Genomic DNA, 25,614 nt, shown 5'->3' with positions numbered 1-25,614 from the left:
CTCCGGCATGAACAAGATCGACCTCAACGGCCGCGTCGCCATCGTCACCGGCGGCGCGCAGGGCTTTGGCCGCGCCATCACCGAGCGCTTCGTCGCCTCCGGCGCCAAGGTCGCGATCTGGGACTTTGACTCAGGGCTGGCCGAGAAAACCGCCAAGGAAGTCGGCGGCGATACAAAGGTTTACAAGGTCGACGTCACCGACACCGCGGCCGTCGAGCAGGCGCGCGATGCGACGCTGGCCGCCTTCGGCAAGATCGACATCCTCGTCAACAATGCCGGCATCGCCGGCGTCAACAAGCCGGTCTGGGAGACTGACCTCGAGGAATGGCGCAAGGTGCTGCGCATCAACCTCGACGGCCCCTTCATCTGCTGCAAGGCGATCGTGCCCGCCATGCTCGAGCAGAAATACGGGCGGATCGTGAACATCGCCTCCATCGCCGGCAAGGAGGGCAATCCGAACGCCTCGCACTATTCGGCGTCCAAGGCCGGCCTGATCGCGCTGACGAAATCGCTCGGCAAGGAATTGGCGGCACACGACATCCTCGTCAACGCGGTGACACCGGCGGCGGCGAAGACCGCGATCTTCGACCAGATGACGCAGCAGCACATCGACTTCATGCTGTCGAAGATCCCGAAGGGCCGCTTCGTGCTGGTGGAAGAGCTCGCCGCGATGGTGGCCTGGCTCGCATCCGAGGACTGCGCATTCTCGACCGGCGCCGTGTTCGACATTTCGGGCGGGCGCGCAACCTATTGAGGACATCATGATCCGGGAAGGCGGATGCCTGTGCGGCGCGGTGCGGTTCAAGGCTGAGGGCGAGCCGCTCAACGTCCGCATCTGCCATTGCCGCCTCTGTCAGAAGGCGATGGGCTCGCCCTTCTTCGCCCGCGCGCAGTTCGACCAGCGCGCGCTGACCGTCGAGGGCGATACGGAGCGCTATGCATCCTCGGAGAACATCGACCGCGTGTTCTGCAAGCACTGCGGCACGCGCCTGTTCGCCTGGCGGCGCAACGGCACGCTGGCGGGCGTCGCGCTCTCGGTGTTCGACGATCGCAACGCCTTCGCGCCGACCGAGCATATCTGGGTTTCGGAGAAGCCTGCCTGGCTGAAGCTCGACGACGGTCTGACGCAATATCCGGGCACGATCCCGACGTGAATTTGCGCGACTGCACGGCGGAGCACCGGGGCGGTCATTTTGCAGCGTGGCATTCCGGGACCGGCCACCCTATGTTGAGTTGAAGCGTTGCTGCACCGCCGGTTGGCTGGGACGGCTGCAAGGCCGCGAGCGAACCGGGATCAACGAGCCGTGAACATCTCCTTCTATGACCTTTCCGTCTGGGTGCTGCCGCTGGTGCTCGCCATCACCTTTCACGAGGCCGCGCACGCCTTCGTCGCGGACCGGCTCGGGGACAACACAGCCTCACAGCTTGGCCGCGTCAGCTTCAATCCTATCAGGCATATCGATCCGTTCGGTACCCTGATCCTGCCCGCGATGCTGCTATTCGCGCATTCGCCATTCCTGTTCGGCTATGCCAAGCCCGTGCCGGTGAACTTCCGCAAGCTGAACAACCCCAGGCTCGACATGGTCTGGGTGGCGCTGGCCGGGCCGGTCACCAACATCCTGCTGGCGCTGGCCGCCGCCCTCGCCTTCCATGCCCTGCCCCTGGTGCCCGCGAGCTCGGCGAAATGGGTTGCGGACAACCTCAAGAATGCTCTCGTGATCAACGCGATCCTGGCCGTATTCAACATGATGCCGATTCCGCCGCTCGATGGCGGGCGCGTTGCCGTCGGGCTGTTGCCCCGCCCCCTCGCCGCGCCGCTGGCCCGGCTCGAGCCGTTCGGTATGCTGATCCTGATCGGCCTGTTGATCCTGCTGCCGCTTGCGGGTTCGCAGTTCGGTCTAAATCTTGATGTTATTTCAGCAATACTGCGAACGTTGACCGGTCATGTGATTCAGGCTGTTCTCTTCCTGACCGGCAACGTTTAGTTGAACGGAACACTCCCACGCCGAAAGGCCAGAGGCCGACTTGGTCAAAGCTGCCGATATGCTGATCGCGCGACGCGCCGACACCCGCGCCCGCGCCGATTTTGCCACCTGGAAGATGATGGCCAAGCTCAACGGGGCGTCCGCACTGCCTCCGGAGGCCCAGGAGTTCCTGGCGAGCTACCAGAACCTGCTGACGCAGATGAGCGAGGGAGAGGCCACCGAAGCCACCATCGCTGCGATCTACAAGGCCTATTATGTCGAAATGGGCGGTGCGGGAACGCCGCCCGACGTCCGTACGCGTCAGGCCGAGCCGGCAGCCGATAATGTAACCGCTTTCCGGCGCCCCGCGCCGAAGCCGAAGAGGGCCGTCTCCTTCGGTGCGGCGGCCTTCGCTGGAACCCAGAAACGGCCGCTGCCGGTGGCGCTGATCTTCGCCTGTCTGGTCGTGGTCTATGTCGGAATCCGGCTCTACTGGCGCTGAGCCGACTTCTTCCTTTTCCTTGCGTCGGGCGGCGTGAAGATGATGTCCACGGTGCGCTCGAACCGGTCGTCAGTCAGGCTGGCGGGCGGCTGTGGAATGGGATCGGATTTACGAACAATCGAGACCGCCGCCGCATCGTAAGCGGCGTCCCCGGACGATTCCACGACGTCGACCGAAAGCACGTTTCCTCTGCGGTTGATCGCAAAGCTCACCTTGACCTTCTGGTTATTGGGCTGCTTGCCCTCCGGATTGACCTTGTGAGCGGCGAGATGCGCGCTGATCTTGCGGTTCCAGTCGGCCGTGATCTTCAAGATGTCCTTGCCGAGCCCAAGCACCGGCGCCAGGGCTTTCTCGGCTTCGCGCGCGTCTTCATCGAGCGTCCGGCGAGCCGTCGCAACCGACTTCGGCGATGCCTCGGCAGCAGGAGTTTCAACCGCCGCGATCTTCGGATCCTCATCTTGCGGCTTCTTGGAGATGTTTTCGGTGACGACTCGATCGGGATCGTCGACCTCTTGCGACTGATCCTTCGGCAGCTCGGTTTCCTTGGTCTCGGCCTTTTGCTCGGGAAGCGCCTGCTGCTCCTGCATGGCTTCGCTGTCAGGCCCCGGCGGAAGGTCGGTATCGGGCGCCTTGGGCGATGCCATCTCTACGGCGAACTCGGCGCCGGCCGCACCAAGGCCGTCGTCGTCGTCGTCGGCACGCAAATGAGCCAGCGCGAGCGCGGCACCACCCAGATGGAGCACCAGCGCCGCCACTGCTGCCAGGATCCAGAGCCTCCGGGATGGTCTGACTTCGTCCGACATGGCGGGCCCTCAGGGCTGAGCGGCGGCTGCCGCGGGCGCCCCCGGCGGGCCTTCCAGCGCGACCAGCTTCACCCGCGTATAGCCGCCTGAACGCAAGAGCTCCATGACGCCCATCAACTCCCCATACGGCACCGAACGATCGGCACGCAGGAAGACGTACTTGTCCTTGCTCATGTCGGACAGTCCGTCGAGCGTCCCGATCAACTCGGCCCGGTGGACCGGGTTTTCTCCGATGGCAAGCGTCAGATCGGGCTTGATGCTGAGATACGTCGGCTTGTCCGGCTTCTTCTGCGGCGTCGCGCTCGACGTCGGCAAGTCGATCGGCAAATCGACCGTGGAAAGCGGAGCCGCGACCATGAAGATGATCAGCAGAACCAGGATGACGTCGATGAATGGCGTGACGTTGATGTCATGCGTTTCCGAGAAGTCGTCGTCGTCATCATTGTCTGCGAGCGAAACGGCCATGGTTCACTCCGCTGCGCGCGAATGCACGCTGCCGTGGCTGCGGTCGAGATCGCGCGAGAGCAGCCGCCCCGCCGCGCCCGAGGCGCGGCTGACGAGCTCGAGATAGCCCTTCGTCACGCGCGAGAAGTGGTTGTAGATGATCACGGCGGGAATAGCGGCGACGAGGCCGATCGCGGTGGCGAGCAGCGCTTCGGCAATGCCGGGCGCGACCACGGCGAGGTTCGTGGTCTGCGATTTCGAGATGCCGATGAAGCTGTTCATGATACCCCAGACCGTGCCGAACAGGCCGACGAAGGGCGAGGTCGAGCCGATGGTCGCGAGCACGCCCATGCCGATCCGGATGCGACGCTGTTCCGCGCGCACGATCTCGGAAAAGCTGGAGGCCGCGCGCTCCTTGATGCCGGCATCGCTGGACAAGCCGGCCGAAATCCGCGCCTCACGCAACGCCGCCGCCAGGAAGGACGGCAGGATGCCCTCCTTGGTGCCGAGCGCCATCTGCGCTTCGGCGAGGGAGCGCGCCTCCGCAATCTTCTTCAGCGCGGACCGGAGCTTGGCGGATGCGACCGACAATTCGATCGACTTGGCAATGAAGACAGTCCAGGTCATCAGCGAGGCGAAGGCGAGCCCGATCATCACCGCCTTCACGATGACGTCTGCCGACATGAACATCACCCAGGGCGACAACTCCTTCATGGCCGGCGCGATGGCGGTCGCCGCGTCGGGCTTCGCACTCGCGGGATTGGCTGCCACGGGGGCTGCGCCCGCAACGGCGGGAGCCGTCGAGACCGCAGGCGCCGGGGCCACGGGCGACGGGGCCGCTGGCGCGGTTGCCGCCGGAGCCGGTCCGGCCGCGGACGGCTGAGCCGTCGATTGAACCGGTGTCGCCACTGGCGGGCTTTGTGTCTGGGCCGAAACCGGGGATGCGAGCCAGGCGGCCGCCAGCGTCAAGGCTGCGGCGAGGCTTGCTTGGAAGGACATGGTCTTCATACTTCGGCCCAGTAGCGAATGAGGTTGTGATAGATACCCGTCAATTTGACCGTTTCGGGATCGTCACGCCCGAGCCGTTCCACCAGCGCCTGTATCGCGGTGTCGAGGTCAAAGATCATGCTCCGGGCTTGATCGTCCCGTATCATGCTCTGAAGCCAGAAGAAAGACGCAACCCGCGTCCCCCTGGTCACGGGGGTGACCAGATGGAGGCTGGTCGAGGGATAGAGCACGCAGTCCCCGGCTGGCAACTTGACTTCGTGCGAACCGTAGGTGTCCTCGATCACAAGTTCGCCACCGTCGTATTCTTCCGGTTCGGCGAGGAACAGCGTGACCGACAGGTCCGTACGGATGCGAAGGCCGGTCAGGCGGTCGCCGCGGATCGCATTGTCGACATGCAGGCCGAAATGATGGCTGCTGCTCGCCGCATAGCGGTTGAACAGCGGCGGAAAGATCTGGAGCGGGATCGCCGCGGCGATGAAACGCGGGTTCGAGGTCAGCGCCGAGATGATGCGGTTGCCGAGTCTTCGCGCGACTTCGCTGTCGGGTGGCAGCTGTTCATTGCGCTTGACCATGGCGGACTGCGCGCCCGCGGTCGAGCGGCCGTCCTCCCATGCGCTGACGTCCATGATGCGGCGGAAATCCGCCACATCATCCTTGCTGAGAACGCCAGGCAGGCACGTCAACATGATCAGAATTTCGCCGTCGTCACGATGTAGAATGCCCGTCCCGGCGCAACCGCCACGAACGGCACGTTGCTGCGATAGAACGAGTCGTAATAGAGCTTGTTGGTCAGGTTCTGCGCGTAGAACTTCATGGTCCAGTTCTGGTCGATCTTCTTCTCGACGAACGCATCGAAACGCCAATAGCTCGGCAGCTCGTTGGTGTTGGCCGCGAACGTGCCGCCATAGACCTTGGAGCGGTACACCGCCTGCCCGCCGAGTTCCCAACCGTCATCGAACTTGTACTTGGTCAGCATGCTGAACGACTGGTGGGCAATGTTGGCAAGCTGCAGGCCGAGATTCGAGGCAACACCGCTCTGCGTGACCTTGGACTGCATCAGCACCAGGCCGCCGAAGATGCTCCATCGATCGGTGATCTTGCCCTCGGCTTCGATGTCGATGCCCTGGATCCTGTAGGCAGCGCCCGAGGTGAGAAGACCGTTGACGGTCTCGCGCGCGTTGTCCTTGGTGGTCTGGAACAGCGCGCCGGTCACCAGCAGGTGGCGATCGGCGAGCTCCCATTTGGTGCCGAGCTCTATCGCCTTGTTGCGCTCCGGCCCGAGCAGAATGGTCGAGTTGGCGGGAACGCCACCGTAGTCGGTGCCGGTCGCGTCCAGCTCCGAACCGAACGGATTGGCCGAGGTCGCATAGGCTGCATAGATGCTGCCGATCGACATCGGCTTGTAGACCAGGCCGACGTTGTAGTTCACCAGATCGGCGTTCTGCTTCACAAAGTTCGTATTGTTCGACGCGCTCTGGCGGTAGCCATCATAGCGGATGCCACCGTTGACGATGATCGTGTCCTGCCAGTTCGCGGTATCCATCACATACACGCTGCTGGTGTTGACGCCATAGCGGGTCGGGTTTCCGACCAGTGAGGGCGTGCCGAAGCCGGAGAGATTGGTGTATTGAGGCGAATAGAGGTTGACCCCCGAGATGGCCCCGTTGCTCGTGAAGGGCGAGCCGGCCAGCTCCGACGCGAGACCGGCATAGCGGTCGATCGAGATGTTCTCGTTCGAATATTCGACGCCGAACACGGCGGTGTGCTTGACCCCGCCGGTGTCGAGCTTGAACGTGGCCTCGTTCTGGTTGGCCCACACGTCCACGTTCTGGTAGCGGCTCTGCGCGCTCGCGGTCGTGGTCCAGAGCAGTGGATTCGGGCTGGTGGTAATCGGGTTCTGGGGCAGCGTGCCGATATAGTTCAGCAGCGAGTGCTCGCCGCGCACCTTGCTGGTCAGAGTGATGGCCTCGTTGACCTTGTACTCAATCGTGCCGGTGCCGAAATCCTGGCGCGCGGTCTGGAAGTCGCGGTTGAGGAAGCCGTACCAGTTTCCACGCGGAATGCCCGCCGAGGTCACCGGCACGTTGCCCTGCTTGTAATAGGGCACGCCGAAATCGGGATAGCCGCTGAGATCGGTGTGGACGTAGTTCGTCGTGATCTTGATGTCGTTGGTCGGGGTGTACTTGGTCGAGATGAAGCTGCCCCAGCGATTGTCGGTGACGTGGTCGCGCCCGGCGACGTTGGCGTCCTGGAACAGGCCGCCGGTGCGCACCGAGAAGGTCGGATCGATGACATGGTTGACGTCGAGCGTGACGCGCTTGGTCATGTCGGTGCCGAACTCGCTGTCCACGCGCTTGAAGTTGACGTCGCCGGCCTGCTTGGTGACGATATTGATCGCGCCGCCGGCGGTGCCGCGACCGGCATAGGAGGAGGCCGGTCCGCGCAGAATCTCGATCTGCTCGGTGAAGAAGTTCTCGCGGATGGAAACGGCGGGATCGCGGATGCCGTCGATGAAGACGTCGTTGCGCGCGTCGAAGCCGCGGATGAAGAAGCGGTCGCCGAACGCGTTGCCGCCCTCGCCCGAGCCGAGCGTCACGCCCGCGGTCGAGCGCCCGATCTCCTTCAGCGTCGTGGCGTTCTTGTCCTCGAGCACTTCCTTGCTGAGCACCGTGATGGTCTTCGGCGTGTTCAGCATCTTCTCGGGAAACTTTCCCGAGGCCTGCACGTGATCGACCTTGTAGGGCGCCGCCGGATCGGCATAGGGATTGCCGTCGGGAGCGCCGGACGGCGTGGTGGGAGCTGTCTGCTGCGCCTGCTGGCGCTGCGCGGCGCGGCGAAGCGCGTTGCGGGCACGGACCTGCTCAGGTGAAGGCTTCGAGGCCGCTGGACGCGGGCGCTCGACCGGAGCATCGACCGTCACCGGCGGCAGGGTCGACCGCTGCGCCTGCGCGCCGCTCGACACCGACGCCACCGCGATCAAGCTCGCAACCGCTGAAACTTTCTTGCCGGAAACGCCCGCGGACCTCTCATCCATCGGATCGAATGCTGCGACCGAACGCAACGATTTCGGTGCGACCACCTGCCCCATTACCAAACGCCCCATCTTCTTGTTCGCTCATTCACTTCGATGAACGATGGCTGTTGGTATCGGCCGCAAAATAGCGGGTCAATGCGAGCCGCTGGCGAGAATGCTTGAATCGATCCAGATCAAAACGATTCTAAACTCCAGTTTGAAATCGTTCTAAGAAGAGATTGGACTCGTTCTAAGACGACGCCAACAAACCGTTCGCCTCAATCGCTGCTCGGCGGCTTCATCAGCGAGAACAATTCGTCGACGGTCTTCTGCGCGACGGCGCGCACGCGATCGGTGTTGTCCATGCCGGCGATGTTGACGCCGTTCACGACGGCTTTGATCTCGTCGCGAAAGTCGGTGAGGAAGCGCAAGGGATCGCGCTGCTCGTTGGCGACACGCGCGATCAATCCCGTAATCAGAATCTGACACGCGATCAGCTTGCCGTTCAGCTCGTCCATCCTGCGCTCCATTCATGGCGGCGCCGATATGGACGATGCCGAAATGCCTGACAACCAAAACGACCGCAACACGGCTTAGAACCGTTCTTGTGACTGATCCGAAGAACCAACGCTATCCGGCCCGGGCCCACCGCGATGGGTGCTGCGCAAGAGTGGCCGGCGGATCCGTCGCGCCGCGAAAATGCAGCACTGCACATCGCCGCGCCAGACCATTGCCCCCGGGGTGCAAAGCTTTCCAATTGTTTAGGATTCTCGACCGATAGTGCTGTTTACACTGGAACTTGGCGTGTATTATACACCGCGATGGAACTCTGGGCCTGCCCCATCATGCGTAGCTGAGGGCACACGAGCCGACACGAGACGACATGAAAAAGTCCCGGCCGATCCTCTGGCTTCTGATCATCGCGGCCGTGGCCTTCGCGGGCTATTATGGTTGGCACAAATTCGGCTCGTCCCAGCCTGAAAAAAGCCAGACCGCGCAAAACGGCCCGCCTCGTCCGACCGCCGTCCCCGTGAGCGTTGCGCCGGTCCAGAAGACCGACTTTCCGGTCTATCTCACAGGTCTGGGCACGGTTCAGGGCTTCAATACCGTCCAGGTCAGAACCCGTGTGGACGGCCAGATCGTCAAGCTCGCCTTCCGCGAAGGCCAGATCGTCCAGCAGGGCGAGCTTCTGGTCTCGATCGATCCCCGCCCCTATCAAGCCGCGCTTGACCAGGCGAAGGCCAAGAAGGCGCAGGACGAGGCGAGCCTCGCCAACGCCAATCTCGAACTTCAGCGCGCCATGAGGCTCGGCGAATTCGCGACAGCACAGCGGGTGGATACCCAGCGCTCGACCGTCGCCCAGCTCACCGCCCAGATCGCCGCCGACGAAGCCGCGATCGCCAACGCCCAGACCCAGCTCGACTACACCCAGGTCAAGGCGCCGATCACCGGCGTCGCCGGCCTGCGCCAGGTCGACATCGGCAATATCGTGAACGCCTCGACGCAGACGGGCATCGTCATGATTTCGCAGGTCGAGCCGATCTCGGTGATCTTCACGGCGCCGGAAGACCAGCTCCCCTATATCAGCGAGGGCCAGAAAGCCGGCGCGCTCAAGGTGATCGCCTCCACGACCGACGGCAAGAAGACGCTGGCCGAGGGCAAGCTCGCGGTCATCAACAACCAGGTCGACACGACCAGCGGAACGATCCGCCTCAAGGCGGTGTTCGACAACAAGGACCACGCGCTGTGGCCGGGCCAATCGGTCTCGACCCGGCTCCTGGTTCGGACGCTGAAGGATGCGACCGTGGTTCCTGATGACGCGGTCCAGCATTCCACCGACGGGCTCTACGCCTATACCGTCAATCAGGACAACAAGGCCGAGGTGCACAAGGTCAAGGTCAGCTATGCCATCGACGGACGTTCGGTGATCGAGGAAGGCTTGAGCCCGGGCCAGCAGGTGATCGTCGGCGGTCAGTTCAAGGTCCAGCCCGGAAGCCTCGTGTCGACGGCGGTGGCAAGCTCGGATCCGGCCCGGAACAAGGTACGACAGGAATGACCGAGGGAGGGATTTCGGCACCTTTCATCCGTTATCCCATCGGCACCTCGCTGCTGATGGCCGGCATTCTATTCGTCGGTCTCGTCGCCTATCCGCTGCTGCCGGTCGCACCATTGCCGCAGGTCGACTTTCCGACCATCCAGATCACCGCCAACCTGCCGGGCGGCAGCCCGGAGACGATGGCCTCGTCGGTGGCCCAGCCGCTGGAGCGGCAATTCGCCCAGATTCCCGGCATCGCCCAGATGACCTCGACGAGCTATCTGGGCACCGCGTCGGTCACCATTCAGTTCGATCTCAACCGCAGCATCGATGGCGCCGCAAACGACGTGCAGGCGGCGATCAACGCAGCCTCCGGGCAACTGCCGAAGAACCTGCCGTCGCCGCCGACCTACCGCAAGGTCAACCCGGCGGATGCTCCGATCCTGATCATGTCCGCGACGTCGGATACGCTCCCGCTGACCACGGTCAGCGACTCCGTGGACGCCCAGCTTGCCCAGCAGATCAGTCAGATATCGGGCGTGGCGCAGGTGTTCATCGGAGGCCAGCAGAAGCCGGCCATCCGCGTCCAGATTGATCCGGCCAAGCTCGTCGCCAAAGGCCTGTCCCTGGAGGACGTACGCAGCCAAATCGCGATCACGACGGTCGACAGTCCCAAGGGTAACATTGACGGCGCCAAGCGCGCCTACACGATCTACGCCAACGACCAGTTGACGGACGCCAAGCACTGGAATGACGTTATCGTCGTTTACCGCAACGGCGCACCGTTACGGATCCGCGACATCGGTCAGGCCGTTAGAGGCCCCGAGGACGCAAAGCAGGCCGCCTGGGCCAACGGGAAGCGCGGCGTATTCCTCGTTGTGTTCAAGCAGCCCGGCGCCAACGTCATTGAGACTGTCGATCGCATCAAGGCAACGCTGCCGCGCCTGGTGGCGGCAATTCCGCCGGCCATCAAGATCGAACTGATGAGCGATCGTACTCAAACGATCCGCGCCGCAGTGGACGACGTCCAGTTCACGTTGCTGCTCACCGTCTTCCTCGTGGTGACGGTCATCTTCATCTTCTTGCGAAGCTTCTGGGCAACGGTCATCCCGGCCGTGACAGTGCCGCTCGCCCTGCTCGGCGCCTGCGCCATGATGTGGGTCGCGGGCTATACGCTCGACAATCTCTCGCTCATGGCCCTGACGATCGCGGTCGGGTTCGTCGTCGACGATGCGATCGTCATGCTCGAGAACATCTCGCGCTATGTCGAGCAGGGTCAATCGCCGATGACCGCCGCTTACAGGGGTGCCAAGGAAATCGGGTTCACTATCGTCTCCATCAGCATATCGTTGGTGGCGGTGCTGATCCCGCTGCTGTTGATGGGCGGCATCATCGGGCGCCTGTTCCGCGAATTCGCGGTCGTGCTGGCGATGACGATCTTCGTCTCGATGTTCGTCTCGCTCACGCTGACGCCGATGATGGCCTCGCGCTTCCTGCGCGCGCATGGGGAGGTTAAGCACGGCCGCTTTTTTCAGTGGAGCGAACGCGGATTCGATGCGCTCCTGCGAAGCTACGAACACGTTCTTGACATCGCGCTGCGGTGGAAGCGCGCCACACTTGCCGTCTTCTTCGCAACGCTCGTGCTGTCGATCTATCTCTTCGTCCTCATCCCCAAGGGCTTCTTCCCGCAGCAAGACAACGGCTTGATCACCGCGACGTCGGAGGCCTCGCAGGATATTTCGTTCAAGGAGATGCGAGCCAAGCAGGAGGAGCTCGGCAAGATCGTTCTATCAGATCCCGGCGTTGCCGCTGTGGCCAGCGTGATCGGCGGCAGCGGTCGTGCCGGCAACAACGGTGCTCTGTACATCACCTTGAAGCCACGTAGCGAGCGCGATGCGACCGCGCAGCAGATCATCGCGCGGCTGCGGCCCCAGTTCGAGAAAATCGAAGGCGCCCGCCTCTACATGCAGGCGTCCCAGGACGTCCGGCTCGGCGGCCGGCCGACGCGCACGCAGTTCGAGTTCACGCTGCAGGACGCCAATCTGGCCGAGCTCAATGAATGGGCGCCAAAAATCCTGGCCAGGATGCAGACGTTGCCGCAGCTGCGCGACGTCGCGACCGACCAGCAGACGCAGGGCACCACGGTCCAGCTCAAGATCAACCGCGACACCGCCGCGCGTTACGGCATCCAGCCGCAGCTGATCGACGACACGCTCTATGACGCCTTCGGACAGCGGCAGGTCACGCAGTATTTCACCCAGCTCAACACCTACAAGGTGATCCTGGAGATCCTGCCGGAGATGCAGGGCAACCTCGACACCCTGAACAAGCTCTATCTCAAATCGCCGCTGACCGGCGACCAGGTCCCGCTGTCGACGTTCGCGACCTGGACCACCGATCCGGTCCGTCCGCTCTCGATCAGCCATCAGGGCCAGTTCCCGGCGACCACGATCAGCTTCAACCTCGCGCAAGGCGTCGCGCTCGGCCAGGCCACGGAGGCCGTGCAGAAGGCGATGGCCGATCTCGGCGCGCCGCCGACGCTCAACTCGAGCTTCCAGGGCACCGCGCAGGCGTTCCAGCAGTCGCTCGGCACGGTGCCGCTGCTGATTCTCGCCGCCCTCGTCGTGGTCTATCTGATCCTGGGCATCCTCTACGAGAGCTACATCCATCCGATCACGATCCTGTCGACGCTGCCCTCGGCCGGCGTCGGCGCGCTCGCGATCCTGATGGCGGCCGGCTTCGACTTCAGCCTCATCGCGCTGATCGGCATCATCCTGCTGATCGGCATCGTGAAGAAGAACGGCATCATGATGGTCGACTTCGCGATTGCCGCCGAGCGCGACGAGCACAAGACGCCGGAGGAATCGATCCGCCAGGCTGCGCTGCTGCGCTTCCGCCCTATCATGATGACGACGATGGCCGCGCTGCTCGGCGGCGTGCCCCTGATGCTCGGTCACGGCACCGGCGCCGAGATCCGCCAGCCGCTCGGCTACGCCATGGTCGGCGGCCTGATCGTCAGCCAGGCGCTGACGCTGTTCACCACGCCCGTCGTCTACCTCTATCTCGACAAGCTCAACAACTGGTTCTCCGCCTGGGGCCGTTCGGGCGACGGCGAAGGCGACGAGGTCCCCGAGCACGGCGGCGTCAAGGAAGCCGCCGAGTAAGCTTGCACCGCGCCTCCCGCGAGGCTACAGCGAGACCCCATTCGCCAACGCGGTTTCGCCATGCTCTTGCAATCCAGACTCATCGCCCTTGCCGCTGCTGCCCTGTTGTCGATGGGCGCAGCGTCCGCCCAGCAAGGTGCCAGGAAGAACGCCGCTCCTCCGGCCGCACAGCCGGCGCCGGCTCCCACGCAGCCGCAGGCTGACGGAGCTCCCGGACAGCCCGGCTGGATCGTCCGCTGCACCAGCGCCAGCCGCGATGCGCCGCTCGAATGCGCGATGGAGCAGAACGCGGTGCTGACCAAGACCGGCCAGACCGTCGTCCTGATCAACATCCGCATCGCGCCTGACACCCGCACGCCGGTGGCGCTGCTGCAATTGCCGCTTGGCCTCAACCTTCCCGTCGGCGCCAAGCTTCAGGTCGATGAAGGCAAGACGGTCGACCTCCAGATCCAGACCTGCGAGAACCGCGGCTGCTACGCCTCGACCCCGGTCGCGCCGGACCTGCTCGCCGCCTTGCGGTCGGGCAAGCAGTTGAAGGTCTCCTTCCAGAACATGGCCAGGGAGACGATCGCGATCCCGATGCCGCTGGGCGACTTCGCGGCAGCTTACGACAAGATCAAGTAAGACGGTTGGCGCTGTGGTCGCGGCCATCCTTCGAGACGGCCGCCTCTGGCGGCCTCCTCACAGGATGAGGTCGCGTTTTGCGGCGAGACGTCAACTCCTCATGGTGAGGCGCCAGCGACGGCTGGCGTCTCGAACCATGAAGGCCGAGCTCTCTCGCAGCCGCGAGCCTGCGCCTACTGCCGCGCCATCTGCGCGTTGCCGACGGCGTCGTCGTCGAGCTTCTGGTCGTCGTGCATCGTGACGGTGACGCGCAGCAGCCGCCCCTCGTACTCGAACGGCGTCTCGTAATGCGACACGGGGCTGCCGCGGTCGCGGCCGATGTCGAGCCCGGACCACGAGATCAGCGTGTGGAATCCGAGCTGGGTCTGGAGCGACCCTGCCGGCTCGCCATCGATCAGAAGCGTATATTCGCTGATGCCCGTGCGCGCGCCCTTCGCGGGCGGCTCCTTGCGCACGAGCCGTTCGACGTGAACGCCGAGACGCCGCGCGCCCGACGGCACCTTGCGGTCCGACCGTACGATCTGGTGGCTGCCGCCGATGTTGAGGTCGTGCACGAGATGACCGCCCTTGACGTAAAGGCTGTAGCCCGACGTCGCATCGCCGTGCGAGATCAGCACGCCGTCTGCGCCCACCTCGCCGATCTCGACATGTGCCTCGATCGTGTAGCTGCGGCTGCGCACGTCGGGCGCCACGTCGGTGGGCACATGCCCCATCCCGGCGTGGAAGACGAAGTGCCGGCGCGCGCCGTGGAAGCGCGCGGCATTCTCCGCAAAGCGCGGCCCGAAGCGGTCGTCGAGCGGCAGGACCTTGTGCTTCTCGGCTTCTTCCCACCATGCCGCGACCATCCGGGCGAGGCGCTCCGGCTCCTTGGCCGCGAGGTCGTCGGTCTCGGAGAAATCCGCGTCGAGATGGAACAGCTCCCATTTATCGTTCTCGAACGGCGTGCCCGACGGATGAAAGGCGACGGCCTTCCATCCGCCATGCCAGAGCCCGCGATGGCCGAACATCTCGAAATATTGCGGCGAGCTCTTCGAGGGGGCCGACGCCTCCGTGATCGAACGCGCGAAGCTCTCGCCTTCCAGCGGCATTTGCTGACAGCCCGCGATGGTCGCGGGTGGCTCGATGCCGATCAGCTCCAGCAGCGTCGGCGCAAGGTCGCAGGCGTGGACGAACTGGTGCCGCAGCTCGCCTCGGCTTGCGATCTTCTTCGGCCAGTTGATGACGAAGGGATCGCGGATGCCACCGCCATGGGTGTTCTGCTTGTAGCGGCGCAGAGGCGTGTTCGAGGCCATCGCCCAGCCATGCGGGAAATTGCTGTGCGTGTCGGGCCCACCGATGTCGTCGATGCGGCTGAGCTTTTCAGCGACCGGCTCCGGCTTGAAGTTGAACGGTCCCATTGCGTTGACGAATCCGAGCGGCCCACCCTCCTGGCTCGCGCCATTGTCGGACATCACGATGATCACGGTGTTGTCGCGGATACCGGCCGTCTCCAGGAACGAGACGAGACGGGCGAGATGCCGATCGGAATGGTCGAGCATGCCGGCAAAGGCCGCTTGCAGCCGCGTGAAGACCCGGCGCTCGTCGGCCGAATGCTCCTCCCAGGCCTTGACGCCGTCATTGCGCGCCGGCATCCGCGTTGCCTCCGGCACCAGCCCCATGGCTTTCTGGCGCGCCAGCCGCTGAGCGCGCTCGACGTCCCAGCCGTGCGCGAAGGCGGCATCATAGCTCATGATGATCTCGGCCGGCGCCTGATGCGGCGCGTGGCAGGCGCCGAGCGCGACCCAGGTGAGCCAGGGGACATCCGGACGGTCGGCATGGTGATCGCCGATGAAGCGGATGGTCTGGTCGATCAGATCCTCGGTCAGATGATAACCCTCGGCATAGGTGCCCGGCGGATCGATATGCGTGTTGTCGAAGACGAGCTCCGGCGCATACTGGTCGGTTTCGGCATCGAGGAAGCCGTAGAAGCGGTCGAAGCCACGCCCGAGCGGCCAGCCGTCGAACGGACCGGTGGCGCCGCTCTCGGTCAGCGGCGTGACATGCCATTTGCCGACCATGTAGTTGCGATAGCCGTGCACGCGCAGCATCTCGGCGAGCGTCCCCGCCTCGCGCGCGATCTTGCCGCGATAGCCGGGATAGCCGGAATCGAAATTGGCGAGACAGCCGACGCCGACCGAATGGTGGTTGCGCCCGGTGAGCAGCGCCGCGCGCGTGGTCGAGCACATCGCCGTGGTGTGGAAGCCGCTGTAACGCAAGCCTTCCGCGGCGAGCTTGTCGATGGTCGGCGTCCTGATCGCCGAGCCGCAGCAGCCGAAATCGGAGAAGCCGACATCGTCGAACAGCACCACCAGGATGTTCGGCGCGCCCTCAGGCGGCTTCACGGCCGCCGGCCACCAGGGCTTTGACTGCGCAACCGTCTTGCCGATGCTGCCGCCGAACGGCGTGCCGCTGCCTGCGCTCATGTGATCCTCCCTGCTGGAGCCGGTGTTCATTTGTCCTGGCGGCCGCAATTGACGCGCGGAGCCTCGGGCTTTAGATTATAATCCGAATTATGATTATGGTTTTTGGCGGATGCAAGCCCTGATGCGCCTACGGTCCGAACCGCCGGAGCTTCGCGATTTCGACCTGCCCGGCGTCGCCCCGTCCCGGCAGAAGCGCAGTCGGGAAACCACGCTGGCGTTGCTGCGCGCCGGCGCCGCGATGCTGAGGACGCGCAGCCTTGCCGAGCTCTCGATCGAGAGGCTCTGCACCAAGGTCGGCGCCACCGTCGGCGCCTTCTACAGCCGTTTCGAGAGCAAGGAAGCGTATTTCAACGCCCTGATGGCGCTGGCCGCGCGCGACGGCGAGCAGCGGCTCAGCAAAATCAGGCGGCCGTCAGCCGATCCAAGCCTCGACAAGCTCTGCCATGTCGTCGTGAGCGGCATCATCGCATGGATGCGCAACCACGAAGGTGTGCTGCGCGCCGCGCTTCAGCATGACGACACCCGCCCGGACAAATGGACGCCGTTCAAGGCCCTCGCCCAGGCAACCACCGAGCGCGCCACCCCTATGCTGCTGCCGGCGATGGGCAAGGGCCGCAAAGCGGCAAAAACCCGCACCATCGCCTTCGGCTTCCAGGTCGTGCTCGGCACGCTCGTGAACGCGATCCTCAACGATCCCGGCCCGCTGTCGCTCTCGTCGAAAGAGATGGAGACGCGGCTCGCCGGCTGCCTGTCGCTGCTGCTCCAAACGGAGGTCGATCAGCGTCCCCCGAGATAGGCCTTCTGTCCCGTGCTGTCAGCCGACGATGTCGTTCGCCCGGAGCAGCGTCGTGAAGCCGCCATAGATCATGCGCTTGCCGTCGAACGGCATGCCTTCGAACGTCATCCGCGGGTCCGCCATCACCTTCTTGTTGACGGCATCGCGAGTCTCCCGATCGCGGTAGACGATCCAGGAGAACACCACGACCTCGTCCTCCTTCGCCATCACCGCGCGCGGAAACGAGGTGAGCTCCCCATAGGGAACGTCGTCACCGATGCATTCGACATAATCGAGCGCACCGTGCTCCATCCAGATCGCACAGGCGGTCGCCGCCAGCGCCTTGTAGGCCTCGAGCTTGTCCTTCGGCACGGCGAGAACGAAACCATCGACATAGGGCATTGCGGATCTCCTTGGGTTGCACGATCCAAGGACGATACGGCGCGCCGCGATCCGACCCGCGAATGGGGATGTCAGGTGAGGCAAACCGTCGCGAGCAGCGAGGCGGCCGACGAACCTGCCATCCTGCTCAAGGGGGACTTGGAAATTGGACCTTGGAAATCAGCCTTGGAAAGTGCCGGAACTGGCTGGGGAACCTGGATTCGAACCAAGACAAACAGAGTCAGAGTCTGTTGTGCTACCGTTACACCATTCCCCACCGAAGCGCTTGAAATTGCTAAGCTTTCCTCGGAAGTTTTGCAGGACTGACTGAAAGTTTTGCAAATCAGCGGCCCGCAGGCCGGTCATATAGCCGCGCCAGCGTTTGCGGTCCAGTCCTTCTGTGAACATCGTCGCCTGTTCTCGCTGCGTTCACGCCCGAGCGAAACGTCTTGTTGCTCTTTTCGGACAGTCCCGGCTTCGCAATGGGCTGATCAGACGACGATGCGATCGAAGTCCGCGGCGATCCGGGTGTTCGGGAAGATCTTTGCGGCTTCGGCAAGAATCTCCTCGTCTTCGTAGCGTCCCGACATATGCGTCAGCACGAGCTGCCCGACGTTGTTCGTGGCTGCAAAGGAAGCCGCTTCTGCCGCGGTGAGATGGCCGTAGTTCCGCGCGGTCGGCGCGTCGCGATCGAGGAACGTCGCCTCGATCACCATCATGTCGGCATCGGCAACGTATTGCGACAGCCCCTCGGTGGTCTCGGTGTCGCCGATCACGACGAGCTTCCTGCCGCCGCTCGGCGGACCGAGGACGTCTTCCGGATCGATGGTTCGGTTGGCGAGCACGATCGGTCGGCCCGCGGCCAATTCGCCGCGCAAGGGACCGTCGGGGACACCAAGCGTCATGAGCCGATCGGTCCGAAGATGACGGCGCGCTGGGCTTTGAAACACGAAACCAAAACTGTCGGTGTCGCGATGGCGGACCGGGAAACAATCGATGGTGAACTCACCGGCCTCGATGACCTGTCCTTCGGTCAGCGCTGCGAACTCCACCGCGATCGGCGCCCTGCCCGCGCCCCACAGGCCTGCGAGCATTCGGATGACGATGTCGAGCGTGCCCTCCCCACCGTGAATGGTCATCACGTCGGAGGTCTGCCGCAGGCCGAGCGTCGAGAACAGGCCGGGAATGCCGAGCACGTGATCGAGATGAGCGTGCGTCAGCAGGATGCGGTCGAGCCGCCGAAAGCCGGCGCCACTGCGCAGAAGCTGGCGCTGCGTGCCCTCGCCGCAATCAATCAGGACACGCTTGCCCGCGGCTTCCACGAGGAGCGCCGGATGGTTGCGCTCCGCTGAGGGAACGCTTGCCGAGGTCCCGAGAAATGTCAGGGCGAACATGGTCGTCACGTGCCAGTTGCGGACGGTCTCACCGCCCCCAATGCCACGCGAGCAGCAGCGCGTACAGCGCCATCGATGCGACGTAGAGCGCGGCGAGCAGCGCGTAGCCCGCGATCTGGCGGCCGAGCGTCGCCTTCGGCGTCACCCACCAGTCGAGCGCCCTGAACGCGGCGGGCACCAGCCACCAGCCGAGCAGCTGGGTGCTGACGAGATTGCCGACGAACAGCGACAGCCAGATCGGCACGCCGTGACTGTCGATCAGCGGCCGGCTGATGAAAGTGCCCCAGAGATAGACCACGGGATAGAGCACCAGCAGGACGATGAGATTGCTCTTCCAGATCAGCTCCGAACCTTGTTCCGGAGCCTGCGTCTTGCCGGCCGGGAACCAGAAATTGAATCCATAGCTCGCCCGCTTCACGTTCATGCCGGCGTTGAAGCGCTCGCCCTCCTTCAGCAGCGTCTGCCGCACGGGCGAGTCGAGCCAGGCATTGAGATTTTCATCGCTGTCGAACGACAGGATGATGATCCATTCGTCGTGCAGGCCCGGAATCGGCCGCTCGATCTTGTGGCGCAGGAATCCCTTGAACTCGGCTTCCGCGGCCTGGATGCGCTGCTGCCATTTCAGGAACGCATCCTCGAGCCCGTCGGGGACCTCGAAGGAGATGACGGCGGACACCGCATTGTCACGCTGAACGCCGGTGTCGGGCAGGATGTGGACGTCCTCGGAGCCGACGAAGAAGCGTTGTACCTGCCCGATCAGCCGCGCCCGAACATCGCTCTGGAGCCAGGCGCGTGCTGCGGCCGGGCTGGCGAAACGCAGGATCGTCACCCAGTCCACATGAGCGGGCGGTTGCGGCGGCACCACCTCCTGCCCCAGGAATCCGGGCCACGCCTTGAGCACCTCGCCAACCTCGCCGTTCCACCGCGCGAACGCGGCAAAGCCGTCGTCGGCAATGCGGCGCTGGATGACGAGGGCGACCGGCTGGCCGGCCGTGTCGGGGAATGCGCTCATGAGCTGCCGTCTCAGCTCTTCTTGTAGAGACGCTTGCCCATCACCCAGGTCTCGTCGACGCAGCGATCGTCGCCGACCATCATGACGGCGAACAGCATGCTCGCGGCTTCATCCATCGTGCGCGGGCCGGCGCCGTCCGCGATCAGCGACTGGTGCCACGCTTGCGCCATCTGCCCGCCATTCGGATCGAGCGCGACGAAATCGGCCTCCTTGCCGGGCTCGAAATTGCCGAGCTTGTCGTCGATGTAGAGACCTTCGGCACCGCCGAGCGTGATCGACCAGAAGCCGCGATAGGGCGACAGCTTGTTGCGCTCGGCCTCTGCAAGGTCCTTGCGCGTGGGATCGATGCTGCCGTCGAGCAGCGTATTGTTGCACATGCCGACCTTGTAGGCGTCGTCGAGCACGGAGATCATCGAGAAGCGGTTGCCGCCACCGACGTCGGTGCCGAACGACATCTTCACGCGATGCTCGGGATCGGTGGCGCGGCCGAGCCGGAACAGGCCGCTGCCGAGGAACAGGTTCGAGCACGGGCAGAACACCACCGCGGCGCCCTTCTTCGACATGCGGCGGAACTCGTTGTTGGAGAGATAGACGCCGTGGCCGCCGGAGAACTTTGGACCGACCAGGTCGAACTTCTCGTAGACCCCGAGATAGTCCTGGCAGTCCGGATGCTCGACCAGCACGCCGCTGCATTCGGCCGGGTTCTCGGAGATGTGGGTGTTGACCCAGCAATCCGGATGCTCGTGCTTGAGGCGCTGACACGCCCTGAGCAGTTCCGGCGAGGCGCCGAAGGCGAACCGCGGCGTGATGGCGTAGAGATTGCGGCCCTTGTTGTGGTACTGCGCGATCAGCCGCTTGCTGTCGCGATAGAAATTCTCGGGGGTATCGACGAAATCGGCCGGCGCGTTGCGATCGATGCCGGTGAGGCCCGCGATGACGCGCATGTTGCGGCGGGCCGCTTCCTCGAACAGCTCTTCGGTCGAGACCGGCGAGGAGCTGGTAAAGGCCTGACAGGTGGTGGTGCCGGACGCCAGCAGCGCGTCGAGGAAGCGCTTCACGCCCTCGCGCGCATAGTTGCGATCGCGATACTTGAGCTCCTCCGGATAGACCCACTTCTGCAGCCACGGCAGCAGCTGCTCACCATAGGCCCCTAACACGCGGGTCTGCGGCAGGTGAATGTGACCGTCGATGAAGCCCGGGACGATGATGCGATCCTTGATGTGGGTGACCTGCACGCCCGGATGCGCGGCGGCGATCTTGTCATAGGAACCGAACGCCTTGATCACGCCGTCGGTGACGACCATGAGGCCATCTTGGTGAAAGCGCGCAGCGGCCTGCTCGTTGCCGATGTGCTTCCAGGGATCATCGACGAAGTCGAAGAACGTGCCGCGAATGCCGACAGTGGTCATGAATTGGTTCCTTCCTTAAGTCTGTGTGGCGTGGCGCACTGAGGGCAGCGAGATCGCCAGCAGCGTCCCCGCAATGGTGCAGAGGCCGAGATAAAGCCATCCGATCGGCGCCTGCGTCGCCTCGGGCAGCACCGCGGCGATCGCCATGGCGCCGCTCACGGCGAGATAGCAGAGTGCACTGATGAGGCCGCCGATCAGTCCGTGGTCGCGCTCGAACAGGCCGAGCGCCATGCCGTACATCATCGGGCACAGCACGCCGCAGCCGCCGAGCACGAGCGCGCCGCCGATCGTGATCGACGCGAAATCGAGACCGACCATCATGCCCGTCGCGGTCAGGACCGCCGCGCCGGCAAGGAACAGCGCGAAGGCGCCGAAGCCCAGCATGCGGGCCGGCACGAAGCGCGCGCAATGCGCGCAACCGAGCTCGCCGGCGAGATTGACGCCGCCGAGACTGAGCGCGACGAGGCCGTAGATCGCCGCCGAGTAACCAAGGCCGGTCTGGTAGAAGAACGGTGCGACGACGCCGAATGCCAGCTGCGCACTCGCCGCCGCGGCAAAGACCAGCACGAAAGCCAGGAAGCCCCGACGAACGAGCGCCTCGCGCAAGACACCGGCAGTGCGGCGCGGATCAAACGGTGAGCGCCGGTCCGCTGGCAACGTTTCAGGCAGAAAGAACACGACGATCGTGGCGACGATTGCTGCGGCGACGGCAATCACGACGAACACTCCGCGCCAGGACGTCAGCTCCACGATGAATCCGCCGGCCGCCGGAGCAAGCACGGGCGCCAATCCCCAGGCAGCTCCAAGCAGACCCGAAATCGCCGTAAGCTCGCGGCCGCGGAAGCAATCGGCGGCGACCGCATAGGCGACGACGAGGCAGGTGCAGCCGCCAATGCCTTGCAGGAAGCGCAAGCCGAGCAGCAGCGAAGCGCTGGTGGCGAGCGCACAGGCGATGCTCATCGCGATCAGCACCGACAGCCCTGCGAGCAGGACGTTGCGGCGGCCGAGCGTGTCGGAGGCGATGCCGACCGGCACCAGGGCAAGGCTCATGCCGAGCATGTAGGCGGTGACGGTGTTCTGCATCGACGCCGCATCAGTGGCGAGATCCACCACCATCTGCGGCAGGCCGGGCGTATAGGCATCGAGCGGAATCTGGCTGAACGGCACGACGCATAGCAGGATCGGCACGATCCCACCCTTCGCGCGACCGGCGTCCGAAGCAAGTACAGTCATGGCTCACGCCCCCTCGATGCCCGCGGGCCCCATCTTTTCGTGCGCGCAATGAGACGCGACGATGCAGGTTGCGGGTCTTGACGCGCGGAACGTGCCAGAACTGTGTATAAAAACTCTTAGGAGAATCCTGTCGCGATACGGAATCTGACGGCTAATGCCGTGCCCCAGAGGCCCGAGACAGAACGCGAAGACAGGCTCGTCGCCGATTGCGAGCGCGTCGGCGTGCCGACACCATTAACCGTTCGGAACGGGATCGCTGAGTCGAACGCAAGGCGCCGATCAGAGCAAGAAGGCCTCGATAGCCGCGAGGAACTGCTGCGGCGATTGAAGCTGCGGCACGTGCGCGCATCCGGGAATGATCTTGAGCTCGGCGTGCGGCAACCCGGCAGCCAGCTCGTGCGACATCGGCGGAGGCGTCGCTTCGTCGTGCTCGCCGACCAGGACGAGCACCGGCACTTTCACGGCGGCAAGCTCGGTGCGCAGGTCGAGGCTTGCCAACGCCTCGCATGCGGCACGAAACACGTCGGAATCCGTCCGCAGAAATGCGGCGCGACGATCCCGCATCAGCTCCGGATGCTGCGCTTGAAACGCGGGCGCGAACAGGCGCCGCATCGCGACGTCGGTGATGGCCTCCAACCCTTCCTCCCGCGAGACCCTCGCCATGTTGCGAAACGCCTCGCGGCCGGGCTCCGAGAACGCCGCGCCGCTGTCGGCCAGAATGAGCTTGCCGGCGATCTCCAGATGCCGGATCGCCATCTGCAAGGCGACGAACCCGCCATAGCCGTTGCCGAGCACGATCGCCGGGGCGCCGCCCGCGGCATCGCGCACGGCCTCGGCCATCCGGTCGGCGACCGCGGCAAGGCCGCCCTCCACCGCGCGTGAACGGCCGAATCCCGGCAACTCCGGCACGATGGTCCGGAACGATGCCCGAAGCTCCGGCACGATCGCATCAAAGCTCGCACGGTCCGACAACAGCGAGTGGAACAGGAACAGCGGCGGCCCTTCGCCCGATTGCGCGGCATTGACGGTCCCGTTGGCTAGAAGCCTGTCCATGGCCGGCCCTTCCCTGACTTCTTCGCGCGTTCGCGTGCCCCTAAGGCCCCGACTGATAAATCAACTGTCAGGGAATTCAAGCATTTGTCTCTTGACGTAAAATATCACGACTGAGATATTGATACCAAGGAGATCTAAAATATGATGCTTTTGCGCGAGAATATCTACGATCTGTTGCGGTCTGATATTTTAGCTTGCCGCCTTGCTCCAGGCGATGAAATGCGTGAGCAGGATCTGGCCGAGCGCTATGACGTCAGCCGGCAGCCGGTTCGGGATGCGCTTCTGAGGCTGCAGCGCGAACACCTCGTGACCGTGCAGCCGCGCCAGGGCTACCGGGTCACACCGATCTCGCTATCCGACGCCCGCGACCTGCTGCGCTTCCGTCTTGCGCTGGAGCCGGCCTGCGTTGCCGAAGCGATCGAAAGCGCACCCGACAGCGTCTTGAAGTCGCTCGACGAATTCCGCCGCTTCTCGGGCAACCACGAGGACTTCATCGCCTACAATCGCGGCTTCCACAGCGCGCTGGCCCACGCCTCCGGCAATCGCCGCATGGCGACGGCCCTGTGCGACCTGATCGGCCAGGCCGACCGGCTGGTCCGCGTCAGCATTTCCAACCTGAAGGGCCACGACCCCGCAAAGCTCGTTGCCGAGCATGTCGCGCTGATCGACGCCATGCAGCGCCGCGAAACGCGCACCGCGGCGCGCATCATCAAGGCCCATATCGGGGACACCGAAAAACGCGTTCTGCCGGCGCTCAAGCGCAACGCCGTCATCGTCGAAGAGAGGTCATCATGAACGTTCCGTCGAAACCCGCGTCGATCGACGTCGAAACCCACGGCAATTTCATCGATGGACGTGAGGTCGAGGCCGGAGACGGCGCGATGCTGGACGTTCGCAATCCCGCGACCGGCGATGTCATTGCCCGCATTCCCGATTCGACCGCTGGGGATATCGACCGCGCCATGAAAAGCGCGCGCGCCGCGTTCGAAGGCAAGGCATGGGGCGGCATGGATACGCGTGCGCGAGCCAGGCTGGTCAACAAGCTCGCCGACGCGTTCGAAGCCAATCTCGACAGCCTGTACCGGCTGGAGACCCTCAACAACGGCCGCCCGGTCAACGAGACCCGCGCCCAGCTCTCCCGCCTGCCCGATTTCTTCCGCTACTTTGCGGGCCTCGCTTTGTCGCGCCGTGACTCCGTGATCCCCGTCGAAGGCACCTATCTCAACTACACGCTCCGCACGCCGATCGGCATCGTCGCCAATTGCACGCCGTTCAATCACCCGCTGATGATCCTGTGCAAATCGCTGGCCGCGGTGCTGGCGACAGGATGCGTGACCGTGGTCAAGCCATCGGAATACACGCCGCTGACCACCCTGAAGCTCGCGCAGATCTTCACCGAAGCGGGCCTGCCGCCTGGGGTGTTCAACATCGTCCTCGGCCTCGGCCAGAGCGCCGGCAAGATGCTCGCCGAGCATGGCGACATCAACAAGCTGGTCCTGACCGGCGGAACCGAAGCGGGTCGCATCGCCGGCAGCGCCGCCGCAAAGGTCTTTGCTCATCAAACCATGGAGCTCGGCGGCAAGACGCCGGTGATGGTGTTCGACGATTTCGACGTGGACCGCGCCGTCAACTATGCCGCGTTCGGCGCCTTCATCGGCGCCGGGCAGACCTGCGTTTGCGCCTCGCGCCATCTCGTCCAGGCCTCGATCTACGACGAGTTCGTCGAGAAGCTGCAAGCGAAGACCCGCACGATCCGCATCGGCGATCCCTTCGATCCCAGCACCCAAATGGGCCCCGTGATCTCGGCCAGGCAGCGCGATCGCGTTCTCGCCTATGCGGGCTATGGTCACGCCGACGGTGCGCGTCTCGTCGCCGGCGGCGTTGCCGCCAAGGTGCCGGGCCATGACAACGGCTATTTCGTCGAGCCGACGGTCTTCGCCGACGTCAAATCCGACATGCGCATCTTCCAGGAGGAAGTGTTCGGTCCCTTCACCTCGGTGACGCCGTTCAAGGACGAGGCCGATGCGCTTCGGCTCGCCAACGACTCGCCGTTTGGTCTCGCCGCAGCCATTCGCACCCGCGACGTCGCCCGCGCTCACCGTGTCGCCGCCGCGGTCAAAGCCGGCATCGTCTGGATCAACGATCATCACCGACTCGACCCGGCCTCGCCCTGGGGCGGCGTCGACGATTCCGGCATCGGCCGCGAATTCGGCACCGAGAGTTTCGACGACCATTTCAACACCAAGAGCGTGATGGTCGCCACCCACGAGCAGCCGTTCGACTGGTATCGCGACACGGCCAGTCAGAAGCGGCTGAACTAGCAGAACTGCACGCGGCC

General features: G+C 64.3%; 23 protein-coding genes and 1 tRNA gene. 10 read left to right on the top strand and 14 right to left on the bottom strand.

Features of this window, described 5'->3' with window-relative positions; genetic code table 11:
- Positions 1–7 precede the first annotated feature (7 nt).
- From XH87_RS16865 to XH87_RS16850, 4 genes are all read left to right on the top strand, one after another.
- The gene (locus XH87_RS16865) at positions 8–754 is read left to right on the top strand and encodes an SDR family NAD(P)-dependent oxidoreductase (protein WP_271588143.1); all 747 of its coding nucleotides are present in this window, start codon (positions 8–10) and stop codon (positions 752–754) included.
- Between the two features lie 7 nt (positions 755–761).
- Positions 762–1,154 carry a GFA family protein gene (locus XH87_RS16860; RefSeq protein ID WP_035706260.1) on the top strand — a complete coding sequence of 131 codons (393 nt, stop codon included), beginning with the start codon at positions 762–764 and terminating at the stop codon, positions 1,152–1,154.
- Between the two features lie 150 nt (positions 1,155–1,304).
- The gene (locus XH87_RS16855) at positions 1,305–1,985 is read left to right on the top strand and encodes a site-2 protease family protein (RefSeq protein WP_158669608.1); all 681 of its coding nucleotides are present in this window, start codon (positions 1,305–1,307) and stop codon (positions 1,983–1,985) included.
- Positions 1,986–2,043: 58 nt separating this feature from the next.
- The gene (locus XH87_RS16850; protein WP_035706310.1) at positions 2,044–2,466 is read left to right on the top strand and encodes a hypothetical protein; all 423 of its coding nucleotides are present in this window, start codon (positions 2,044–2,046) and stop codon (positions 2,464–2,466) included.
- Here XH87_RS16850 and XH87_RS16845 read toward each other — a convergent pair.
- The 6 genes from XH87_RS16845 to XH87_RS16820 form a co-directional block, all read right to left on the bottom strand.
- A complete protein-coding gene (locus tag XH87_RS16845) occupies positions 2,454–3,269 on the bottom strand; it encodes a TonB family protein (RefSeq protein WP_271588142.1) in 816 nt (271 codons plus the stop codon). The two genes, XH87_RS16850 and XH87_RS16845, sit on opposite strands and share 13 nt — an antisense overlap.
- A gap of 9 nt (positions 3,270–3,278) precedes the next feature.
- Positions 3,279–3,734, bottom strand: coding sequence for a TonB system transport protein ExbD (gene exbD, locus XH87_RS16840; RefSeq protein WP_271588141.1), 456 nt, complete (start codon positions 3,732–3,734; stop codon positions 3,279–3,281).
- 3 nt (positions 3,735–3,737) lie between these two features.
- A complete protein-coding gene (gene exbB, locus XH87_RS16835) occupies positions 3,738–4,721 on the bottom strand; it encodes a tonB-system energizer ExbB (protein ID WP_271588140.1) in 984 nt (327 codons plus the stop codon).
- Positions 4,718–5,407 carry a Fe2+-dependent dioxygenase gene (locus XH87_RS16830; RefSeq protein WP_035706273.1) on the bottom strand — a complete coding sequence of 230 codons (690 nt, stop codon included), beginning with the start codon at positions 5,405–5,407 and terminating at the stop codon, positions 4,718–4,720. Before XH87_RS16830 ends, exbB begins: the two co-directional genes overlap by 4 nt.
- A gap of 2 nt (positions 5,408–5,409) precedes the next feature.
- Positions 5,410–7,809, bottom strand: coding sequence for a TonB-dependent receptor (locus tag XH87_RS16825; RefSeq protein ID WP_271588339.1), 2,400 nt, complete (start codon positions 7,807–7,809; stop codon positions 5,410–5,412).
- 203 nt (positions 7,810–8,012) lie between these two features.
- The gene (locus XH87_RS16820) at positions 8,013–8,252 is read right to left on the bottom strand and encodes a hypothetical protein (RefSeq protein WP_025035676.1); all 240 of its coding nucleotides are present in this window, start codon (positions 8,250–8,252) and stop codon (positions 8,013–8,015) included.
- 365 nt (positions 8,253–8,617) lie between these two features.
- Here XH87_RS16820 and XH87_RS16815 point away from each other — a divergent pair, with 365 nt between their 5' ends.
- The 3 genes from XH87_RS16815 to XH87_RS16805 are packed head-to-tail and all read left to right on the top strand — an operon-like array spanning position 8,618 to position 13,557.
- Entirely contained in the window at positions 8,618–9,790 is a 1,173-nt protein-coding gene (locus XH87_RS16815) for an efflux RND transporter periplasmic adaptor subunit (protein ID WP_271588139.1), read from the top strand.
- On the top strand, positions 9,787–12,933 hold the full coding sequence (locus XH87_RS16810) for a multidrug efflux RND transporter permease subunit (RefSeq protein WP_271588138.1): 3,147 nt from the start codon (positions 9,787–9,789) through the stop codon (positions 12,931–12,933). The genes XH87_RS16815 and XH87_RS16810 overlap by 4 nt, the downstream gene beginning before the upstream one ends.
- 60 nt (positions 12,934–12,993) lie before the next feature.
- Positions 12,994–13,557, top strand: coding sequence for an invasion associated locus B family protein (locus tag XH87_RS16805; protein ID WP_271588137.1), 564 nt, complete (start codon positions 12,994–12,996; stop codon positions 13,555–13,557).
- Between the two features lie 173 nt (positions 13,558–13,730).
- Here XH87_RS16805 and XH87_RS16800 read toward each other — a convergent pair whose 3' ends face one another.
- Complete coding sequence (locus XH87_RS16800; protein WP_271588136.1) at positions 13,731–16,019, bottom strand: arylsulfatase; 2,289 nt, start codon at positions 16,017–16,019, stop codon at positions 13,731–13,733.
- A gap of 109 nt (positions 16,020–16,128) precedes the next feature.
- On the opposite strand from XH87_RS16800, the gene XH87_RS16795 reads away from it, so the two are divergent.
- Positions 16,129–16,815, top strand: a complete 687-nt coding sequence (locus tag XH87_RS16795) for a TetR/AcrR family transcriptional regulator (protein ID WP_442868280.1) — start codon at positions 16,129–16,131, stop codon at positions 16,813–16,815.
- 18 nt (positions 16,816–16,833) lie between these two features.
- On the opposite strand, the gene XH87_RS16790 is transcribed toward XH87_RS16795, so the two are convergent.
- The 7 genes from XH87_RS16790 to XH87_RS16760 all read right to left on the bottom strand — a co-directional run bounded on the left by XH87_RS16790 (position 16,834) and on the right by XH87_RS16760 (position 23,276).
- On the bottom strand, positions 16,834–17,196 hold the full coding sequence (locus XH87_RS16790; RefSeq protein WP_035706291.1) for a DUF1428 domain-containing protein: 363 nt from the start codon (positions 17,194–17,196) through the stop codon (positions 16,834–16,836).
- A 182-nt stretch (positions 17,197–17,378) separates the two neighbouring features.
- Positions 17,379–17,452, bottom strand: a tRNA-Gln gene (locus XH87_RS16785).
- Between the two features lie 214 nt (positions 17,453–17,666).
- Positions 17,667–18,569 carry a ribonuclease Z gene (rnz, locus tag XH87_RS16780; protein WP_271588134.1) on the bottom strand — a complete coding sequence of 301 codons (903 nt, stop codon included), beginning with the start codon at positions 18,567–18,569 and terminating at the stop codon, positions 17,667–17,669.
- 28 nt (positions 18,570–18,597) lie between these two features.
- Positions 18,598–19,581 carry an antibiotic biosynthesis monooxygenase gene (locus tag XH87_RS16775; RefSeq protein ID WP_271588133.1) on the bottom strand — a complete coding sequence of 328 codons (984 nt, stop codon included), beginning with the start codon at positions 19,579–19,581 and terminating at the stop codon, positions 18,598–18,600.
- Between the two features lie 11 nt (positions 19,582–19,592).
- Positions 19,593–20,990: a guanine deaminase gene (gene guaD / locus XH87_RS16770; RefSeq protein WP_271588132.1), complete on the bottom strand. Its 1,398-nt coding sequence runs from the start codon at positions 20,988–20,990 to the stop codon at positions 19,593–19,595.
- A gap of 15 nt (positions 20,991–21,005) precedes the next feature.
- The gene (locus tag XH87_RS16765; RefSeq protein ID WP_271588131.1) at positions 21,006–22,223 is read right to left on the bottom strand and encodes a multidrug effflux MFS transporter; all 1,218 of its coding nucleotides are present in this window, start codon (positions 22,221–22,223) and stop codon (positions 21,006–21,008) included.
- A 279-nt stretch (positions 22,224–22,502) separates the two neighbouring features.
- Positions 22,503–23,276 (bottom strand): alpha/beta fold hydrolase, encoded by a 774-nt coding sequence (locus tag XH87_RS16760; RefSeq protein ID WP_271588130.1) that lies wholly within the window; start codon positions 23,274–23,276, stop codon positions 22,503–22,505.
- Positions 23,277–23,420: 144 nt separating this feature from the next.
- Here XH87_RS16760 and XH87_RS16755 point away from each other — a divergent pair, with 144 nt between their 5' ends.
- Together XH87_RS16755 and XH87_RS16750 are read left to right on the top strand one after the other, a co-directional pair.
- A complete protein-coding gene (locus tag XH87_RS16755) occupies positions 23,421–24,071 on the top strand; it encodes a GntR family transcriptional regulator (RefSeq protein ID WP_271588338.1) in 651 nt (216 codons plus the stop codon).
- Entirely contained in the window at positions 24,068–25,597 is a 1,530-nt protein-coding gene (locus XH87_RS16750) for an aldehyde dehydrogenase (protein WP_271588129.1), read from the top strand. The genes XH87_RS16755 and XH87_RS16750 overlap by 4 nt, the downstream gene beginning before the upstream one ends.
- Positions 25,598–25,614: the final 17 nt, after the last annotated feature.

Source organism: Bradyrhizobium sp. CCBAU 53415, assembly GCF_028128735.1.
Classification (GTDB): domain Bacteria; phylum Pseudomonadota; class Alphaproteobacteria; order Rhizobiales; family Xanthobacteraceae; genus Bradyrhizobium.
The sequence above is the reverse complement of the archived record's forward strand: the minus strand, read 5'-3'. Positions and strand labels throughout refer to the sequence as shown.

Coding starts and splice junctions, on each gene's coding strand:
- XH87_RS16865 (WP_271588143.1), top strand. CDS start 8: ATGAACAAGATCGACCTCAACGGCCGCGTCGCCATCGTCACCGGCGGC.
- XH87_RS16860 (WP_035706260.1), top strand. CDS start 762: ATGATCCGGGAAGGCGGATGCCTGTGCGGCGCGGTGCGGTTCAAGGCT.
- XH87_RS16850 (WP_035706310.1), top strand. CDS start 2,044: ATGCTGATCGCGCGACGCGCCGACACCCGCGCCCGCGCCGATTTTGCC.
- XH87_RS16845 (WP_271588142.1), bottom strand. CDS start 3,269: ATGTCGGACGAAGTCAGACCATCCCGGAGGCTCTGGATCCTGGCAGCA.
- exbD (WP_271588141.1), bottom strand. CDS start 3,734: ATGGCCGTTTCGCTCGCAGACAATGATGACGACGACGACTTCTCGGAA.
- exbB (WP_271588140.1), bottom strand. CDS start 4,721: ATGAAGACCATGTCCTTCCAAGCAAGCCTCGCCGCAGCCTTGACGCTG.
- XH87_RS16830 (WP_035706273.1), bottom strand. CDS start 5,407: ATGTTGACGTGCCTGCCTGGCGTTCTCAGCAAGGATGATGTGGCGGAT.
- XH87_RS16825 (WP_271588339.1), bottom strand. CDS start 7,809: ATGGGGCAGGTGGTCGCACCGAAATCGTTGCGTTCGGTCGCAGCATTC.
- XH87_RS16820 (WP_025035676.1), bottom strand. CDS start 8,252: ATGGACGAGCTGAACGGCAAGCTGATCGCGTGTCAGATTCTGATTACG.
- XH87_RS16815 (WP_271588139.1), top strand. CDS start 8,618: ATGAAAAAGTCCCGGCCGATCCTCTGGCTTCTGATCATCGCGGCCGTG.
- XH87_RS16810 (WP_271588138.1), top strand. CDS start 9,787: ATGACCGAGGGAGGGATTTCGGCACCTTTCATCCGTTATCCCATCGGC.
- XH87_RS16805 (WP_271588137.1), top strand. CDS start 12,994: ATGCTCTTGCAATCCAGACTCATCGCCCTTGCCGCTGCTGCCCTGTTG.
- XH87_RS16800 (WP_271588136.1), bottom strand. CDS start 16,019: ATGAGCGCAGGCAGCGGCACGCCGTTCGGCGGCAGCATCGGCAAGACG.
- XH87_RS16795 (WP_442868280.1), top strand. CDS start 16,129: ATGCAAGCCCTGATGCGCCTACGGTCCGAACCGCCGGAGCTTCGCGAT.
- XH87_RS16790 (WP_035706291.1), bottom strand. CDS start 17,196: ATGCCCTATGTCGATGGTTTCGTTCTCGCCGTGCCGAAGGACAAGCTC.
- rnz (WP_271588134.1), bottom strand. CDS start 18,569: ATGTTCGCCCTGACATTTCTCGGGACCTCGGCAAGCGTTCCCTCAGCG.
- XH87_RS16775 (WP_271588133.1), bottom strand. CDS start 19,581: ATGAGCGCATTCCCCGACACGGCCGGCCAGCCGGTCGCCCTCGTCATC.
- guaD (WP_271588132.1), bottom strand. CDS start 20,990: ATGACCACTGTCGGCATTCGCGGCACGTTCTTCGACTTCGTCGATGAT.
- XH87_RS16765 (WP_271588131.1), bottom strand. CDS start 22,223: ATGACTGTACTTGCTTCGGACGCCGGTCGCGCGAAGGGTGGGATCGTG.
- XH87_RS16760 (WP_271588130.1), bottom strand. CDS start 23,276: ATGGACAGGCTTCTAGCCAACGGGACCGTCAATGCCGCGCAATCGGGC.
- XH87_RS16755 (WP_271588338.1), top strand. CDS start 23,421: ATGCTTTTGCGCGAGAATATCTACGATCTGTTGCGGTCTGATATTTTA.
- XH87_RS16750 (WP_271588129.1), top strand. CDS start 24,068: ATGAACGTTCCGTCGAAACCCGCGTCGATCGACGTCGAAACCCACGGC.